This window comes from uncultured Leifsonia sp. (assembly GCF_945957465.1).
Lineage (GTDB): Bacteria > Actinomycetota > Actinomycetes > Actinomycetales > Microbacteriaceae > Leifsonia.
In genome coordinates this window covers 12,590-28,318 of record NZ_CAMFLC010000009.1, presented here as the reverse complement: position 1 = coordinate 28,318, position 15,729 = coordinate 12,590, and the positions used below count along the sequence as shown (strand labels likewise).

General features: G+C 69.1%; 16 protein-coding genes. 12 read left to right on the top strand and 4 right to left on the bottom strand.

Annotated features, from left to right (window positions below; genetic code table 11):
- The first annotated feature begins 215 nt into the window (after positions 1 to 215).
- From Q0Q23_RS06615 to Q0Q23_RS06565, 11 genes are all read left to right on the top strand, one after another.
- Positions 216 to 1,295: an ImmA/IrrE family metallo-endopeptidase gene (locus tag Q0Q23_RS06615; RefSeq protein WP_251201716.1), complete on the top strand. Its 1,080-nt coding sequence runs from the start codon at positions 216 to 218 to the stop codon at positions 1,293 to 1,295.
- Positions 1,295 to 2,227, top strand: coding sequence for a bifunctional DNA primase/polymerase (locus Q0Q23_RS06610; protein WP_251201715.1), 933 nt, complete (start codon positions 1,295 to 1,297; stop codon positions 2,225 to 2,227). Before Q0Q23_RS06615 ends, Q0Q23_RS06610 begins: the two co-directional genes overlap by 1 nt.
- Positions 2,228 to 2,259: 32 nt before the next feature.
- The gene (locus Q0Q23_RS06605; protein WP_013601299.1) at positions 2,260 to 2,907 is read left to right on the top strand and encodes a DUF2637 domain-containing protein; all 648 of its coding nucleotides are present in this window, start codon (positions 2,260 to 2,262) and stop codon (positions 2,905 to 2,907) included.
- Positions 2,904 to 3,308 carry a hypothetical protein gene (locus Q0Q23_RS06600; RefSeq protein ID WP_295121193.1) on the top strand — a complete coding sequence of 135 codons (405 nt, stop codon included), beginning with the start codon at positions 2,904 to 2,906 and terminating at the stop codon, positions 3,306 to 3,308. The genes Q0Q23_RS06605 and Q0Q23_RS06600 overlap by 4 nt, the downstream gene beginning before the upstream one ends.
- A gap of 93 nt (positions 3,309 to 3,401) precedes the next feature.
- Positions 3,402 to 4,289, top strand: coding sequence for a hypothetical protein (locus Q0Q23_RS06595; protein WP_013601301.1), 888 nt, complete (start codon positions 3,402 to 3,404; stop codon positions 4,287 to 4,289).
- A complete protein-coding gene (locus Q0Q23_RS06590; protein ID WP_295121189.1) occupies positions 4,286 to 5,287 on the top strand; it encodes a ParB N-terminal domain-containing protein in 1,002 nt (333 codons plus the stop codon). The genes Q0Q23_RS06595 and Q0Q23_RS06590 overlap by 4 nt, the downstream gene beginning before the upstream one ends.
- Positions 5,288 to 5,323: 36 nt before the next feature.
- A complete protein-coding gene (locus tag Q0Q23_RS06585) occupies positions 5,324 to 6,016 on the top strand; it encodes a hypothetical protein (RefSeq protein WP_034717461.1) in 693 nt (230 codons plus the stop codon).
- Positions 6,017 to 6,029: 13 nt separating this feature from the next.
- Positions 6,030 to 7,640 (top strand): M23 family metallopeptidase, encoded by a 1,611-nt coding sequence (locus tag Q0Q23_RS06580; RefSeq protein ID WP_275703895.1) that lies wholly within the window; start codon positions 6,030 to 6,032, stop codon positions 7,638 to 7,640.
- Positions 7,641 to 7,812: 172 nt separating this feature from the next.
- Positions 7,813 to 8,940, top strand: coding sequence for a site-specific integrase (locus tag Q0Q23_RS06575; protein WP_272027568.1), 1,128 nt, complete (start codon positions 7,813 to 7,815; stop codon positions 8,938 to 8,940).
- Positions 8,940 to 9,281 carry a helix-turn-helix transcriptional regulator gene (locus Q0Q23_RS06570; protein ID WP_026529664.1) on the top strand — a complete coding sequence of 114 codons (342 nt, stop codon included), beginning with the start codon at positions 8,940 to 8,942 and terminating at the stop codon, positions 9,279 to 9,281. Before Q0Q23_RS06575 ends, Q0Q23_RS06570 begins: the two co-directional genes overlap by 1 nt.
- A gap of 375 nt (positions 9,282 to 9,656) precedes the next feature.
- The gene (locus tag Q0Q23_RS06565) at positions 9,657 to 10,955 is read left to right on the top strand and encodes a hypothetical protein (protein WP_272027569.1); all 1,299 of its coding nucleotides are present in this window, start codon (positions 9,657 to 9,659) and stop codon (positions 10,953 to 10,955) included.
- 9 nt (positions 10,956 to 10,964) lie between these two features.
- Here Q0Q23_RS06565 and Q0Q23_RS06560 read toward each other — a convergent pair whose 3' ends face one another.
- Positions 10,965 to 11,411, bottom strand: coding sequence for a protein-tyrosine phosphatase family protein (locus tag Q0Q23_RS06560; RefSeq protein ID WP_026529666.1), 447 nt, complete (start codon positions 11,409 to 11,411; stop codon positions 10,965 to 10,967).
- A 599-nt stretch (positions 11,412 to 12,010) separates the two neighbouring features.
- Between Q0Q23_RS06560 and Q0Q23_RS06555 the strand changes: the two genes are divergently transcribed.
- Positions 12,011 to 12,658 (top strand): NAD(P)-dependent oxidoreductase, encoded by a 648-nt coding sequence (locus Q0Q23_RS06555; protein WP_275702509.1) that lies wholly within the window; start codon positions 12,011 to 12,013, stop codon positions 12,656 to 12,658.
- Between the two features lie 113 nt (positions 12,659 to 12,771).
- Here Q0Q23_RS06555 and Q0Q23_RS06550 read toward each other — a convergent pair whose 3' ends face one another.
- The 3 genes from Q0Q23_RS06550 to Q0Q23_RS06540 are packed head-to-tail and all read right to left on the bottom strand — an operon-like array spanning position 12,772 to position 15,555.
- Positions 12,772 to 13,437 (bottom strand): GAP family protein, encoded by a 666-nt coding sequence (locus Q0Q23_RS06550; RefSeq protein WP_272027573.1) that lies wholly within the window; start codon positions 13,435 to 13,437, stop codon positions 12,772 to 12,774.
- A complete protein-coding gene (locus Q0Q23_RS06545; protein WP_295121168.1) occupies positions 13,434 to 14,027 on the bottom strand; it encodes a TetR/AcrR family transcriptional regulator in 594 nt (197 codons plus the stop codon). The genes Q0Q23_RS06550 and Q0Q23_RS06545 overlap by 4 nt, the downstream gene beginning before the upstream one ends.
- Before the next feature lie 25 nt (positions 14,028 to 14,052).
- Complete coding sequence (locus Q0Q23_RS06540) at positions 14,053 to 15,555, bottom strand: MFS transporter (protein WP_295121165.1); 1,503 nt, start codon at positions 15,553 to 15,555, stop codon at positions 14,053 to 14,055.
- Positions 15,556 to 15,729: the final 174 nt, after the last annotated feature.

Sequence of the window (15,729 nt, the reverse complement as noted above, 5' to 3'; positions counted from 1 at the left end):
CAAATCAAGGCTTGCGCATGCTCAACGGTCAGTGTTAGAACAGGACTCCGGGGCATTTTGAGCATGCTCAATGTTGCGTCCCGGTCTCGGCTCGGGCTGCCTCAAGGAGGTGAACGATGTCCAGCTCACGGTCTGGGCGCGGGTGTTCGCGCCTACCTGCCAGGTGTACCGCCGCGCGCAGCCGCGTCGCGGCCCGCCGAAGAGGAGGCCGGAGCATGGCATCGAACGAGGACGCCCGCGCGGCGCGAGAGGCGAAGCTCGACGAGCTGCACGAGAAGCTGACCGGCGCGGTCGAGTCGCTGGTCTCGGGTGACGACTGGCGCCAGGCGCTCGCCTTCGCGGCGCGGTTCCGGTCGCGGTCGTTCAACAACACGATGCTGATCTGGGTGCAGCACGAAGCCGCGTTCGAGGCAGGCCGCGTGCCCGAACCCTTCCCCACCCTGGTTGCCGGGTACCGGCAGTGGCAGGGGCTCGGTCGGCAGGTGATGAAGGGCCAGCCGGGCTACATGATCTTCGCGCCCGTGACGGGCCGGTTCGCCACCGCGACCCCTGCCGATGCGGGCTCGTGGCGGCGGCTCGGGCCGAGGGAGACGCCGAAGGCCGGCGAGGTGGTGCGCTCGCGGATGGTCGGAGCCCGGCCGGCCTACGTGTGGGATGCCTCCCAGACCGACGGAGAACCATTGCCAGTTCCGCCCGCTCCGACGCTGCTGGAAGGCGAAGCACCCTCGGGGCTGTGGGACGGGCTGGCCGGGCAGATTCGCGGCGCGGGGTTCGAGGTGCTGCGGGTGCCACACGAGGGGATGATCTCCGGCGCGAACGGCATGACCGACTATGAGGAGCGCACGGTAGCGGTGCGGGAGAACATGGACCCTGCTGCGCAGGTCAAGACGCTCGCGCACGAGCTGGCGCACGTGCTGATGCACGATCCCGACGACGAGGAAGCACGTCAGCATCGCGGCATCCGCGAGGTCGAAGCCGAGTCCGTCGCGCTGATGATCGGTGCCGCGCACGGCATGGACACCACCGGGTACACGATCCCGTACGTCTCGACCTGGGCCGCCCGCGTGGACGGCCAAGAGCCCGTCCAGGTGGTGCAGTCCACCGGCGAGCGGGTGCGGAAGACCGCGCTGGCGATCCTCGACCAGCTCGACACGCTCCAGGTCGGCGACGGCACCCCGCCCGGACTCGAACGCGACGCTCCCAGTCCGCGCACCTCCCGTACGGCTGCGAACTCGGTGGAGACCGATCGTCCGCGTGCTGCGTCGGCGCCAGCGCTGGCAGTGCGGAGGCTGTGATGCCCGAAGCATTCGATGTCCTGGCGGCGCTCATTCGCGTGGATCGTTCACCGAGCCTGGGGCTCGCGGCGCGGAGCCTCGCGGCGGCTGGCGTGCCCGTGTTTCCGTGCGTCGTCGAGGGGAAGCGTCCGCTGACCCGCCGTGGGTTCCTCGATGCGAGCAGCGACCCGGAACAGGTTGCCGCGTGGTGGTCGCGCACACCGAACGCGAACATCGGCATCCCGACCGGCGCTCCATCCGGCGTTGTCGTCGTCGATGTCGATGTCCACGGCCCCCACGACGGCCGCGCGGCGTTCCAGCGCGCCACCGACGCGGGGCTCGTCGATGGCGCGGGTCTGCTCGTGCGCACACCCACCGGAGGCGCGCACGTGTACTTCCCGGCGACCCCGGGCCGCGAGCAGCGGTCGTGGCAGGCAGCCACCGCGGGCGTCGACTTCCGGGGCGACGGCGGCTACATCATCGCTCCTCCCTCCCGGCGAATCATCGACGGCAGTGTGTGCCGCTACGAGGTCGCGGACATCGCCGCGCACTCGGTCGGTCATGTGGACGCGGCCCGTCTGCGGGACTTCCTCGACCCGCGCCCCGTCGCTCCACTACGCGCCAGCAGCGGCTCGATGGATGAGGATGCTGAGCGGTTGGCGACGTGGGTCGCTGGGCGGGGTGAGGGCGAGCGGAACCGAGGCCTGTTCTGGGCTGCCTGCCGCCTCGCAGAGAACGGCGTCTCGCCCGCCGAGGCGCTCGATGCGCTGGGTGCTGCGGCACAGTCGGCGGGTCTGGGTGATCGCGAGATCACCCAGACCGTGCGCTCCGCCTACCGAGCCACCCAGCCCGCATCCGAAGTGACGCCCGGCGGCCGGAGCCAGAGCGCGGGTCGGTGGTTCGGTCGCTCGGCGAGCCCACCGTCCGCAGCCTTGGGGAGGGCTGGGCTGTGAGGCGTGAATCGGGAGGGCGGCGCTGGGCCGCGATGACGGCGGTCGCGGGGACGGTGTTCATCGCCGCCGGGGCGTTCTGGCTGTCGTTCACGTCGTTGGCCGATCTGGCTGCTCGCTCCGGGATCGGGGCTGGGCAGGCGTGGGCGTGGCCGCTGATCGTGGACGGCATCATCGTCGTCGCCACGGTTGCCGTCGTCGCGCTCGCCGGGCAGCGCTCGGCCTGGTATCCGTGGGCGCTGCTGGTAGGCGGCGCGCTCGTGTCGGTGACGGCGAACGCCATTCATGCTGTCGTCGCCGCGGACGCCGACGTGCCAAGGATGCTCGCGGCCTCGGTCGCCGCGGTGCCGCCCGTCGTGCTGCTGGCCATCACGCACCTGACCGTGATTCTCACCCGCACCACCGACCCCCATGCGGAACCCGCCACTGCCGACTCGTTCTCGACGAACACCGCGGATTCGATGCCTGCGCTGCCGCCTGGCGAGATGGAGGCCAACCGTCGCGATGAGGGTGTGGCGGATCGGCGGGCGCTGGGGTGGGAGCTGCGCGAGGCGGGCTGGTCGAACAAGCGGATCGCCCGCGAACTCGGGGTGCATCCGTCGACGGTGGGCCGCTGGTTCGCCGTCGCGCACCTCACTGACACCACTGACACCGCCGACGAGCGGGAGGAGACGATCCCATGAACACCACTGAGAACCCCCAGCGCAACGATTCCGCGAGGCCCGATCCCGCACGGCTGGTGCCCGAGGAGCCGCGGGAGCGCCCCGAGTCGGTCGAAGTGATGAGTACGCCGGAGGCGGTGCGGGCCGCGCCGGTCGCCCGCGACGACAAGCGGCACGCGCTCGTTCGTGGGCGAGGCGTGGAGTGGGTGCGCCCCACTGACTTGATCGCCCGGCACTCGGCGCACGCGGCCGGGCGGGGTCTCGACTTCCAGGCCGAGCTGGCAAGCCGCACCCGCACCCCGCTCGGTGCAGGTGTTCGTCGTCTCGGGGATCGCGCCCGGCGGTTGCCGCCGATCTCGGCGTTCGGGTGCAGCACCGCACCTGCCTCGCAGGTGTCCCGCTCCGGGGTCTCGATGAGTTGACGGTGGTGACAGGTCATGGCTGCGACGGCATCGGCATGCAGGACGCGCTCGTGGGAGCGAGTGCGCACCTGCCTGCCAGGAGGTGCCGACACCATGACCAGACCAACCAGCACCAGCACCGAGCAGACGGCCGACGGGGCTGAGGACTTCACCACCGGCGAGGGCCTGCGTGCCCTGCTCAATCGCCTCGCCGAGGGCGGCGAGGATGCCTGGGTTCACGACCCGGTGGCCCGCGACCTGATGGAGTTCGCCGCCGACAAGTACCGCGCGCTCGCGAGGAAACACAGGCTCGACACCTGGGAAGCGGTGACGGCGGCGTTCGACGCGATGCAGTACCGCTCGACCCGTGAAGCCAACGATCCGTGGGCGATCATCACCCACGCCGTGCGGATCACCTGCGTCTACGAGGAACGCGCTCAAGGTCTGCTCTGCTCGGTGCACCAGGCCCGCCGCGCCCACGTCTCGGCGTTCCACGACCCTGAACGATTCTCCGAACGCGACACCGCGCTGGCCGACTACCATCCCGCGTTCCACACCACCGACCTTCGTCCCAGCGACCTCGAACCGGAACCGCGCGACAGTCTCGGGTCAGCGCAAGCGTGCATGTCCGCTGGATCGGCGGCCGAGGACGCCATCGCGATGCTGTGCCTGCTCGACTGGCCGACCGACACGGCGCGTGCCGCTGTCGAGCACGTCTGCGGGGCGTTGATGAAGGCTGGCACCCGCCAGTCCGCCTACGAGGCACTGCGCCGCGATCGGCACGCGCGGGCACTGCTCGACCTGCCGCGCCGCTCCTGGGCCGCGCTGCTGAAGGCGCTGCTCGGGAACCCGCACCCGGCTTACGTGGCCACCAGCAGCGGTCGCGGCATCCTGCTCCGGCTGCTGCTGGGCGAAACGCTCGACCTGCTGCTCCGCGACGACGATCTGATCCTTGCGCTCGCACTGGCCGCTCCGAGTGGTGGAGGCGGTGAGTCGTCGTGATCGAGCCACAGATCGGCAGCATCCAGCTCGACCGCACCGTCGAGTCGATCCTCGTCGGCACCCGGCACCGCGCCGACCTCGGCGACATCGACGCCTTGGCCGCGTCCATCGAGCGCGACGGGCTGCTGCAACCTCTCACGATCACCATCGATGGCGTGCTGGTGTGCGGGGCACGACGGCTCGCCGCGATCAAGATGCTCGGCTGGCGCACCGTCAACGTGTGGGTTCGCAGCGGTCTGTCTGACCGGCTCGGGCAGCTCCTCGCCGAGCAGGACGATAACATGCTGCACAAGCCCTACACACAGCTCGAAGCCGCCGGCCTGTACCGCGAGATCAAGCAGGTCATGGCCGAAGACGCCGCCCGCCGGAAGTCCGCCACGCAGTTCAGCAGCGAGAACCAGCCGGGGAACGACGGTGGTGCAAACTTTGCACCACCGTCGAGCGGGCCACTCGGGAAGACCCGGGAGCAAGCGGCGGCGATGATTCCCGGCGGTGCGTCACACACGACGCTGGAGAAGATCGGCTACCTCGAAGACATCGCCAACAACCCCGCTCAGCCCGAGACGTTGCGCGCCGAGGCCGCCGCCGGACTGGAAAGGATCGAGGCCGGTGACCCGGTGCATCCGATCTACCAAACGATCCGCGACGCCGATACCACCGCGCGGGAGCGGCGCGAGGCCGAGCTGCACGCCCGCGCCGAAGCAGCCGTGGCCCAGGCGAAGTCGATCAAGAAGGGCAAGCGCACCCCACCTCGGTCCCTTCCGGTCGTCACCGACGAAGGGCAGCCCGTCCGCTACCCGGTCCGGGCGTTCATCCAGACCTGGGGCGAGCTGACGAACTGGTGGACCCACTACGACACCGACACCCTCGCCGCCGAACTGACCGACGAGCAGTTCGAGAACTTCCTCGCCACCACCGACGGCACCGTCCGGTTCGCCGACGCACTCCGCGTCGCCCGCGAAGGCACGGCGGAGCCGCCACGCCTCCGCGCGATCTGACCGCCGGCGTGGGTGCGGGGTGCGCACCTGCTCGGCATGAGCCCTGCATCCACTGACACCCGGAACCGCCGCCGACTCGTCACCCTCATCGCCGCCGGTATCGTCCTGCTGCTCCTCACGGGGGTCGGCGTCTACGGACTCCTGACTGGCCCACGCAACAGCACCAGCACCGATCCCGACCCGGAGCCCGGCCCGGTCACCACGGCACCGCCGACCGTGGAACCGAGCACGCCGCGACCGCCGGGGGTTCCTGCGGTTCCGCGCTCAGCCGATCCCGAGGCATTCGCTCGGGGCGTCGCGTCAACGCTGTTCGCCTGGGACACGGCTTCGGGGCTGTGGCCGCTGGACTACACCTCGGCGATCCTCACGGTCGGTGACCCCAGCGGAGACGAACAGGCCGGGCTGGCCTCCGACGTGGCCGCGTACCTGCCGACCCGCGACGCCTGGATCGAGCTGCGGCAGTATGCCACCCGCCAGCACCTCACCATCGACACCGCGTACGTCCCCGCCGCCTGGGCCGACGCGGTAGCGCAGGCCCAGCCGGGGCAGCTCGCGGCAGGGACGACGGCCGTAACGATCGAGGGCACCCGCCACCGTGCCGGAGTCTGGAACGGCCAACCGGTCACCAGCGAGCATCCGGTCGCGTTCACCGTGTTCGTCGTCTGCGCACCGACCTACCCGACCTGCCACCTGCTGCGGCTGTCTCAACTCGACAACCCGCTGCGCTGAAGAGGTTGGCGTCGTGTTCCGCAAAGCCGCCATCGCAGCCCTGGCGCTGCTGCTCTTCGCCCCCGCCGCCGCACTCCTCGGCATCGGGGTGCTGATGAACCCCGCTGCCGCCTACTGCGCCACCCCTGCCGGTACCGCGAACCTCGGCCCGATCCCGGACTCGCTCACCGTGACCACCACGAACGGCGAGACCTTCACCCTGAATCGTCAACAGCTCACGCACGCGGCAACGATCATCACCGTCGGCAACGGCATCACCGACGTGGGCCGCCCGGGAATCAAGATCGCGCTGATGGCCGCGCTCACCGAGTCCACACTGCGGATGCTCACCAACACCGGCGCATACCCTGAGTCGGCGAACTACCCGAACGACGGCAACGGCGGCGACCACGACTCCCTCGGCCTGTTCCAGATGCGCCCCCAATCAGGATGGGGCACCGTCGCAGAGTTGATGGACCCGCAGTACCAGGCCCGAGCGTTCTTCGGCGGGCCGACCGGACCGAACTACCCCTCGCCACGCGGCCTGCTCGACATCCCCGGCTGGCAACAGATGGACCCCGGCGAAGCCGCCCAAGCCGTCGAGGTCTCCGCCTACCCCGACCGCTACCGCAACTACGCGCCCGTCGCCGACAGCATCCTCGCCGCCCTCACCAACGGCGGCAGCACTCCGGTTGGCGTGGGTGGCCCGGCGGTCTCGTCGTCGCGGGTGGTATTCCCACTGCCCGAGGGCACCTGGGTGCTGTCCTCGCCGTTCGGGATGCGGGTGCACCCGATCACGGGCGAACGAAAGATACACACCGGCACCGACTTCGCCGCACCCGACGGCACGCCGATCCTCGCCGCCGCGGACGGCACCGTCACCATCGCCGAGTTCTCCGGCGGGTACGGCGGCCTCATCGTCATCGAGCACACCATCGCCGGCAAGACCGTCGCGACCGCTTACGCACACATGTGGCAAAGCGGCATCCACGTCCGTCCCGGCGATCGGGTGAGCGCCGGGCAGCACATCGGCGATGTCGGCTCCTCGGGCATGAGCACCGGCGCACATCTGCACTTCGAGGTCCGGCCCGGCGGCACGAACGGTGAGGCAATCGACGCCGCCGCCTGGCTCAACGAGCACGGTGCCGCGAACCTGCCGACGGCGACCAGCGGATCACCCGCTGCCTGCAACAACGCCACTGCGGGGACGCCGGTCGGTGTCGATGGAGACCCCGACCGGCTCGTCGACGATCCCACCAGCTCGGGCAAGATCACCGCCCGCCTGCTCCACCTCTACCAGCAGACCCTCGCCACGTTCCCCGACACCGGCTGGGGCTGCTACTCACCGCGCCCCGGCACCAAGTCCGAGCATCCCCTCGGCAGGGCGTGCGACATCACCTTCGGCAACCGCATCGGCCAGCGACCCAACCCAGAACAGCTCGACGCCGGCTGGAAGGTCACCAACTGGATGAAGGACAACGCCGACGTGCTCGGCGTCGAGTACCTGATCTGGCAAGGCCAAATCTGGTCCCTCGCCCGCGACTCCGACGGCTGGCGACCGTACAACGGCGGAGGCATGCACGACCCCGCCTCCATCACCGGAGGCCACTACGACCACCTCCACGTCACAGTCAAGGTGAACTAGCAATTATTACGTTAGATGTAATCCGCGACGGCCGGAATCGTGCGTATTCGCTGGTCAGGCAAGGGTACCAGGGGTCACTGATCTGAGCCTTGAACCCGGCTCTTGACCAGGGGAAACGCACCAAGTCTTACGTTAGATGTACTTTTCATACATTAGATGTAAGACTGTTGGAGTGGACTTCGAGGACGGGAACCGCGCCGGATCGGTGACGGCGTTGCGGGCGGGCAACGTGGCGTTGCTGCGTCCGGCGGAGCAGGTCTTCGATGACATGCTCACGGGCTGGTCGGCGCAGCAGGTCTCACGGATGCTGAACCCCAAGACGATCGGGGCGCGCTTGTCGCAGGTGCGCCGGTTCGCCGTGTTCTGCGGGAGCTTGCCGTGGGAGTGGTCGCCCGCCGATGTCGAGGAGTGGACGACCGAGCTGGTCTCCGGCGACAAGCCGTGCTCGCACGGCACGATCCGCTCGTATCAGAACGCGGTCGCGTTGTTCTGCGACTACCTGACCGACCGCCGCTACGGCTGGATCGAGCGATGCGAGGAACTGTTCGGCACTCATCCGGTGCAGGTCTGCCATGAGTGGAACACCGCGATCCACACCAGCGATCACGAGGCACGCCCGGCGGTCCGGCCACTGTCGCGGGAAGAGGTACAAGCCTTCTTCGACTACGCCGACGATCGCGCCGACCATGCTCGCACGCGCGGAAAGAAGGGCTGGAAGTCGGTGTTCCGCGACGCGACCCTGTTCAAGATGATCTACGCCTTCGGGCTGCGCCGCCGCGAGGTCGGGATGCTGGACCTGCATGACTTCACCCGCAACCCGACCGCGACCGAGTTCGGCCGGTACGGGGTCTGCAACGTCCGCTGGGGCAAGGCCAGCAAAGGCTCCCCGCCCCGTCGGCGGGCGGTGCTGGCGGTGTTCGACTGGACCCGCCCAGTGATCGAGGAATACGTCACCGACGTGCTGCCGCTGTTCGACACGGCAGGCGCCGGGATGCTGTGGCCGACCGAACGACAATCCAGGATCACGGGCAGCTACGTCGGGATGAGGTTCGCCGAGTACCGCGACGACCTCGGCTTCGACGCCGCGCTGCACCCGCACTGTCTGCGGCACTCGTATGTGACCCATCTGATCGAGGACGGCTTCGACCCGCTGTTCGTGCAGCAGCAGGTCGGGCACCGGTGGGGATCGACCACAGCCCTCTACACCGGCGTCTCGGGCGACTACCGCAACCGCACCCTGCGCCGCGCCCTGGACGCCGCGTTCACCCCACCGACCGCAACCGAGGAAGGATCACGCTGATGACGAAGACCGTCGCCTACCACTGGCACCTGCGCAAGATCATGAACGAGCACGGCATGAACGCCACCACCGAACTGGTGCCGCTGCTGGCCGACCGGGGCGTGGTGATGACCTCGACCCAGGTCTACCGGATCGTCACCGGCGAGCCGGAGCGGTTGAACATGCGGCTGCTCGCCGCGCTCTGCGACATCCTCGACGTCACCCCCAACGACCTGATCGAGCCCTACGTCGCCACCAGCTCGCGGCGCGGACGCAAGACCGGCACCACCGGCACCAGCACGCAGTCCAAGCCCAGCCGGAACCGTCCAACTCGCGCAGTCATCAAGCCTGCTGGGGACTGACCGGACCAGATGGCGAGCACGATCGTCCCCGGTGAGTGTTTCCGCTGCGGACGGGTGAGGAACCTGCGCTGGAACCACACACTCAACCGGGGTGAGTGTCGGGCTTGCCGCGCCCGCCGCTCACCCCAGGAGACCTGCACCGGCTGCGGCAGGCAGCGGCGAGTCAACGCCCGCACCAGCGACGGCGGCGCTATCTGCACCACCTGCTACGCCCGAAACCGCGCCGGTGAGGATGCTTGCGAGGGATGCGGCACTATCGGCCCGCTCGCCACCCGAGCTGGCGGGAAGTCCGATGGATCGCGGAATCTCTGCGTTCGCTGCTACCGGCACCCGCGTCGGTCCTGCGGCGTCTGCGGCCGGCTCAAGCGAGTCGCGTTGAAAGCGACCGCCGCGAGCCCGGACGTCTGCCCGACCTGCTACCAAGCGCCGGTCATCGACTGCTCCATCTGCGGCCAGCGGTCGCTCGGCCGGCGAACCACCAACCACGGCCGGCCCCGTTGCTTCGCCTGCCAAGCCACCCAGCAGATCGACGCCGCGCTCACCGGCCCGGACGGCACGATCCGACCCGAGCTGAAACCCGTCCGCGATGCCCTGACCGAGCTACGCCAACCCCGCTCGCTGCTGAACAACTGGCACGACTTGCCGAGCCTGCACCTGCTCACCGACATCGCTCAAGGCCGGCTCGACCTGTCACACGATGCTCTCGATGCCCGCCCGCAAGTGTTCTCGGTGACCTACCTGCGCGCGATGCTCGTCGCCTCCGGCGCGTTGCCGCCCCGGGACGAGAACGCCGCCCGGCTACACCGCCACGCCGCCGAAGCCGGCGCCGACATCACCGATCCCGAGCTGCGCGGCGTGCTGTCCCGCTATGCCCGCTGGCACGTCGTCGGCCGCGCCAAGACCAACCGCCACGGCCACCTCACCGCTCATGTCGCCGCACGCTGCCGCAGCGACATTCACACCGCCCACGCCTTTCTCGACGACCTGACCGCGGGCGGTCACACCCTCGACGACTGCCCGCAAGCCTGCGTGGACGCCTGGCTCAGCACGAGCCGCAGCACCCGCCTGGGGTTCGTCCGCTGGCTCACACGAGGCGGCTACCTACCCCGAGTCACGTTGCCCGAACCCGTCGCGGCGAAAGACCCCGCCCATCAGGTTGACGCCGAAGATCAGCTGGCCCTTGCCCGCCGACTCCTGCACGACTCCACCGTCGCCAGCATCGAGGATCGCGCCGCCGCCTGCCTGATCCTGCTCTATGCCCAGCCCGTCGCGAAGATCGCCGCCCTCACCACCGACGACATCGAGGTCCGCGACACGGGAACCTATCTGCGGCTCGGCCGCGAACCGCTGCTGCTGATCCCGCCTCTGGACGGGCTGGTCACCGCGCTACCGGTCGTCAAGCCGTTCGGCACTGCGAGCATCCTGGCTGATGCCCGGTGGCTGTTCACTGGCAAGAACGCGGGCACCCATCTTCATCCCGCTTCACTCATGCGGCGGATGAACCAGCTCGGCATCTTCACCCGCGCCAGCCGGAGCACCGCGCTACTGCACCTGGCCTCCACGACCCCGCCCGCCGTGTTCGCCTCGCTCATCGGCATCCACATCACCACCGCGACCCGCTGGGCTGAACTCACCGGCTCAGCCTGGAACACCTACGCCGCCGCCCGACGCTGACGACCAAGGTCACTCCCGCTCCGTCTGAAGCAAGGTCGCGGTCTGCTCTACCCAGCGTCGTTGCCTGCCCGTCTCGACAGCTCGCCGGTGATAGTGGGAACGGACCCACGCCACCGCGTCTTCTGGCGCGACACCGCTCATCGTTGCCAGCAGCGCCAAAGCCGTCCCGGTCCGCCCGATGCCGCCGCCACACCCGATCTCGACTCGCTCCTCACCGGCACGTTCCCACGCCTCACGCAGCGCCGTCGTCGCGTCGTCGGTCGAGTCCGGTAGCCGGAAGTCTCGCCACCGCACCCAGCGATGAGGCCAAGGACCAGGCGCTGGGTCACGGCCAAGTAGATAGACCGCGAAATCGGGGGCAGGCACATCGCCGCGCGGCCGGCGCACGCCGACGCCGCGGATGCGTCGCCCGTCGGGCAACACCACCACACCCGGCTCGTCAGTCCATGCGTCCACACTTCAACGCTAGCCCGACGGCGGCGGTCCTGCCTGCGCACCTCGCCAGCATGGATTTCGAACGCTTCGAATACTTGCGATCCCCGGTTGGTCAGTAATGACCACGCGACAAGTAGTGGTTAGTTGTCTGGATAACGCCGATTCGCCTGACTAGGCGAGGGTAGCGGCAGGCCGAGAAGCGGGTCCCGGAAGCGGCTGCTGGTGAGGAAGATGGGGACGTGGACTTCGGGGACGGGAAGCAGACCTGGATCGGTGGCGGCGGCGAAGCAAGTCTCGACGATATGCTCACTGGGTGGTCTGGGAGCGGTCCGGGTGCACGGTGTCGGTGCGGGGACAGGTGGCTCGCCGCCAGCTGTTCGACAGTGACACGGACGAAGGGGCACCGCGGCACCGATTGCCGCATATGGTCGAGCCGGTCGTGCGCGGTAAACTGGATGAGGACCTGGCCATCACCAGTTGGCCGAGTCAGCCAGCTCCGAGTCCAGGCCACAGCTGAGCAGACACCTCGAAGCCGATCCGGGTGTTCTGGCCCATACGGCTAGTTTTGCGGAGATCCTGCCGCGGGGGTTCCTTGTCCTGAGGAAGAGAGAGCACGAGTCATGGCGCGTCTTGCTGTTCTGGGTGGCACCGGCTATACCGGAGGCCACATTGTCGCCAAGGCGGTGCGGGCGGGGCACCACGTCACGTCCTACAGCCGCACGGCCCCGTCCGAACCGGTCGATGAGGTCACGTACCGGACGGGGTCGTTGACGGACGCGGCGATCCGCGAGCACGCAGTGGCCGGGGCGGATGTCGTGATCGGTGCCCTCGCCCCGCGGGGTGAGCTGGAGGACTCCCTGGCAGGGGTGTACCGGGAGGTGGCCGGCCTGGCCGCGGCCGGTGGGGTGCGGTTCGGGGTGGTGGGCGGGTTCAGTGCGCTACGGCCGGCGGAGGGGGCTCCGCGGTTCTATGAGTCCGGGGAGCTGCCGCCGGAGTTCGCCGCTGAGGCCCGGACGATGGGCGCGGTGCTGGACTGGTTGCTCAGCGACGCTCCGCAGGGACTGGATTGGTTCTATGTGAGCCCGGCAGCGAACTACGGCTCCTATGTGCCTGGTGAGGAGTTGGGCCGGTACCGGATCGGCGGGGAGGTCGCTCTGTTCGATGCTGAGGGGAAGTCGGCGATCAGCGGACCGGACTTCGCCGCGGCGATCGTCGCTGAGATCGACACGCCCACCCACCGGCGGGCTCAGTTCTCCGTCGCCTACTGAGTTCCTGGGCTCTCGCGGGCTCAGCCGCATGACCGCGCCGGCCCGGCGATCGTTACCGGGCGGGCACGCTCAGGAGGCCGGGCCTGCCGCACCGTCAGGCACGAGCGCGTGGGTCATCGGACGAGAAAGATGAGGATGGCCAGGCTCGCGGCGGCTGCGGTGAAGTACAGCGCGGCGATCTTGCCGCTGGGCTTGGTGTGACCGGTGGCGTAGCGGTTGTAGAGGGTTTGCAGCCGGGCTCGGAGGCGGTCTTGGTAGAGCAGGCCGATGATCAGGACCGCGAGGGTCGGCAGGGCGTAGATCGCGGTGTAGCCGATCAGCACGGGCACCGCGGTCTCGGGGCCGATGCCGGTGTCGATGAGGCGTTCGACGGCCAGGAACATCGGGAACGCGTTAGGGATGTCGCTGATCGTGGCGACCAGACCGAGCGGAAGCGCGGTCCAGGCGTTCACCCAGGACGGCAGCCCGTACCCGCGCCGGGGGCGCGCGGTGAACCGGCGGACGCCGAGAACGATGAAGACCACCGTGATGATCGTGAACAGGATGCGACGCAGCCACAGCGTCAACCCGTCCAGCCAGGTCTCGGCGGCGTTGAGCCCGAAGTAGAGCAGCAGCGTGAAGGTCCCGAACGTCACGAACGCCCCGACCGCGTACGCCCACCCGGTGGCCGCGGGCCGCTTGGCGGCCAGCAGGATCACCACGACGATCCAGATCGTGGAGACGTTGACCGAGTCCAGCAACGCCAAGCCCACCAGGGTGAGCAGCAGCCCCACAGTCACCACGGATCATGTGCGCCGCCCCCGCCGGATGTGCCGGGTGCACTGGGGGTCTCGGTCGTGTAGGCGAGGGTGGTGAGGTGGTTCGCGATCCTGGCCCGCATAGAGGGGTGCAGGGGTGTGGTGAGGGACTCGATGAGCCAGAGCCCGTCGGCGGCCAGGCGGGCGATGAGCTGGCTCAACTCACCCGGGGAGATGTCTGCATGCTCGGGCAGTGGCGGGGTCCACCGGGCCAGGACCCCGTTCCAGGGGGCGTGCATGGCGGGGTCGTTGACGGTTTCGAGCATCAGCAACAACTCGGCCCGGGTCGCGCTGCGGGTCGCGACCTGGGCGTAGGCGGCCAGACGCTCAGCATCACTGGCCCGTTCGGCGGGTTTGCCCGCGGCCTCGGTGAGAGCGGTCTCCCACTGTTCGGCGAGGTGCTCGTGCAGCGCCTGCAGCATGACCTCGCGGGTGCCGAAGTGATACAGCAGCCCGCCTTTGGTCATGCCCGCGGCCTCGGCCACGGCCTCGAAGGTCACCGCGGTGACCCCGCCGGCCTCGATCACCCCCAGGGCCGCATCGAGGATCTCGGTCCGCTTGCTGGGACGCATAGCCTCTGCCTCCACTCCCGCCCGGTCAGTGGTTGCCCGAGAAGGCCTGCGACTGAGTCCCCGGCCCGTGGTGGCGCAGCAACCGTCCGGTGACCGCGGCCCCGACCGCCAGGACCACGGCGAGGATGATCATCGTGACCAAGAACCCGGTGCCGAAGGCACTGCTCGCCGCCTCGATGATCGCCCGGTCCCCGCCCGCTGTCGCCAGCGCATCCGACAGGCTCTCGTGCGCACCCTCCGGCGCGCCGGCCGGGAGCCGCACGGTGGTGGTGTAAACGAAGGTGAGCAGGCTGCCCAACAACGCGACAGCGGTCAGGGACCCGAACTCATACGACACCTCCTCGACCGAGGACGCCATCCCGGCACGGCGGGCGGGCACATTGCCCACAATCGCGGTCGAGGCCACCGACATCGCCCCACCCAGCCCGGCGCCGGTAACCAGCAGCCCGGCAACCAACACACCGAACACGTCGGCCTGCACACCGATGATCACCACGACCACCCCGAGCGAGGCGACCGCAAGGCCCCCGGCGATCAACGGCAGCAGGCCGATCCTGTGCAGGAACGCCCCGCCCAACAGCGCGGTGGGCAGCGACCCGATCGCGACCGCCGCGACCAGCAGCCCGGCCTCCAGGGGGGTGAAACCCTCCACAAGCTGATACCGCTGGGTCGTGACCAGCTGGGACCCGCCGATCGCGAACATCGAGAACGCCGCCGCCAGCACCCCGGCGCTGAACGCGGGATTGCGGAAGATCGAGAACTCCAGCAGCGGCTGCTCCAAGCCCCGCTGACGGCGGACGAACAGCACCGACCCGACCACCGCGGCCACCAAGCCCGCACCAACGATCACCCAGTTCTGCGGGGAATGCGCGAGCTCCTTGATGAAGAACACCGCACCCACCAGCGCGACCATCGCCTGCAACGACGACACCAGGTCCCACCTCTTGGACGGGTCGGGGTCGTTGGGCGGTGCGATCAGCACCGCCGCGATCAACGCGGCGATCACCACGGGCACGTTGATCAGGAACACCGAGCCCCACCAGAAGTGCTCCAGCAGCACCCCGCCCACGATCGGGCCCAGCGCCGCACCCACCACCGCAAGGCTCCCCCACACCGCGATCGCGAAATTGCGCTCACGCTCAACCTCGAACGAGACCCGGATCAGCGCCAGCGTGGCCGGCATCATCGCCGCCGCGCCCACCGCCAGCACCGCACGCGCCGCGATCAGCAGACCCGCCGACGGCGCGAACGCCGCCCCCAACGACGCCACCCCGAACACCACCAGACCGATCAAAAACATCCGCCGGTGCCCGATCCGGTCCCCCAGCGTGCCCGAGCCCAGCAACAGGCCCGCCATCACCACCGGATAGGCGTTGATGATCCACAAGCTCTGCGACCCCGACGCCCCCAACTCCTCGGTCAACGTCGGCAACGCCGTATACAGGATCGAGTTGTCCAGAGTGATCAACAGCAGCCCCGCCGCCACCGTCACCAGCAGACCCCACCGCTGCCGCTTGCTCAAACTCACGTCATCACACCTTTCCGGAACCGAACTATCACCACCCGTAACTATACCATACGTACGGTACAGTTACGACTGGTGATAGGTGGCCGGGCTCCACACCAGCCTTGAACGCACAACCCGGACCCTCAGAAAGACACCGAAGCGGACAGCGCGCACGTGCAGCAGTCCCAACAGAGC

Bases quoted from the DNA above. Each gene is read 5' to 3' on its own strand.
- Q0Q23_RS06585 (WP_034717461.1), top strand. From the start codon at position 5,324: ATGAGCCCTGCATCCACTGACACCCGGAACCGCCGCCGACTCGTCACC.
- Q0Q23_RS06595 (WP_013601301.1), top strand. From the start codon at position 3,402: ATGACCAGACCAACCAGCACCAGCACCGAGCAGACGGCCGACGGGGCT.
- Q0Q23_RS06610 (WP_251201715.1), top strand. From the start codon at position 1,295: ATGCCCGAAGCATTCGATGTCCTGGCGGCGCTCATTCGCGTGGATCGT.
- Q0Q23_RS06545 (WP_295121168.1), bottom strand. From the start codon at position 14,027: ATGCGTCCCAGCAAGCGGACCGAGATCCTCGATGCGGCCCTGGGGGTG.
- Q0Q23_RS06605 (WP_013601299.1), top strand. From the start codon at position 2,260: ATGACGGCGGTCGCGGGGACGGTGTTCATCGCCGCCGGGGCGTTCTGG.
- Q0Q23_RS06600 (WP_295121193.1), top strand. From the start codon at position 2,904: ATGAACACCACTGAGAACCCCCAGCGCAACGATTCCGCGAGGCCCGAT.
- Q0Q23_RS06570 (WP_026529664.1), top strand. From the start codon at position 8,940: ATGACGAAGACCGTCGCCTACCACTGGCACCTGCGCAAGATCATGAAC.
- Q0Q23_RS06555 (WP_275702509.1), top strand. From the start codon at position 12,011: ATGGCGCGTCTTGCTGTTCTGGGTGGCACCGGCTATACCGGAGGCCAC.
- Q0Q23_RS06615 (WP_251201716.1), top strand. From the start codon at position 216: ATGGCATCGAACGAGGACGCCCGCGCGGCGCGAGAGGCGAAGCTCGAC.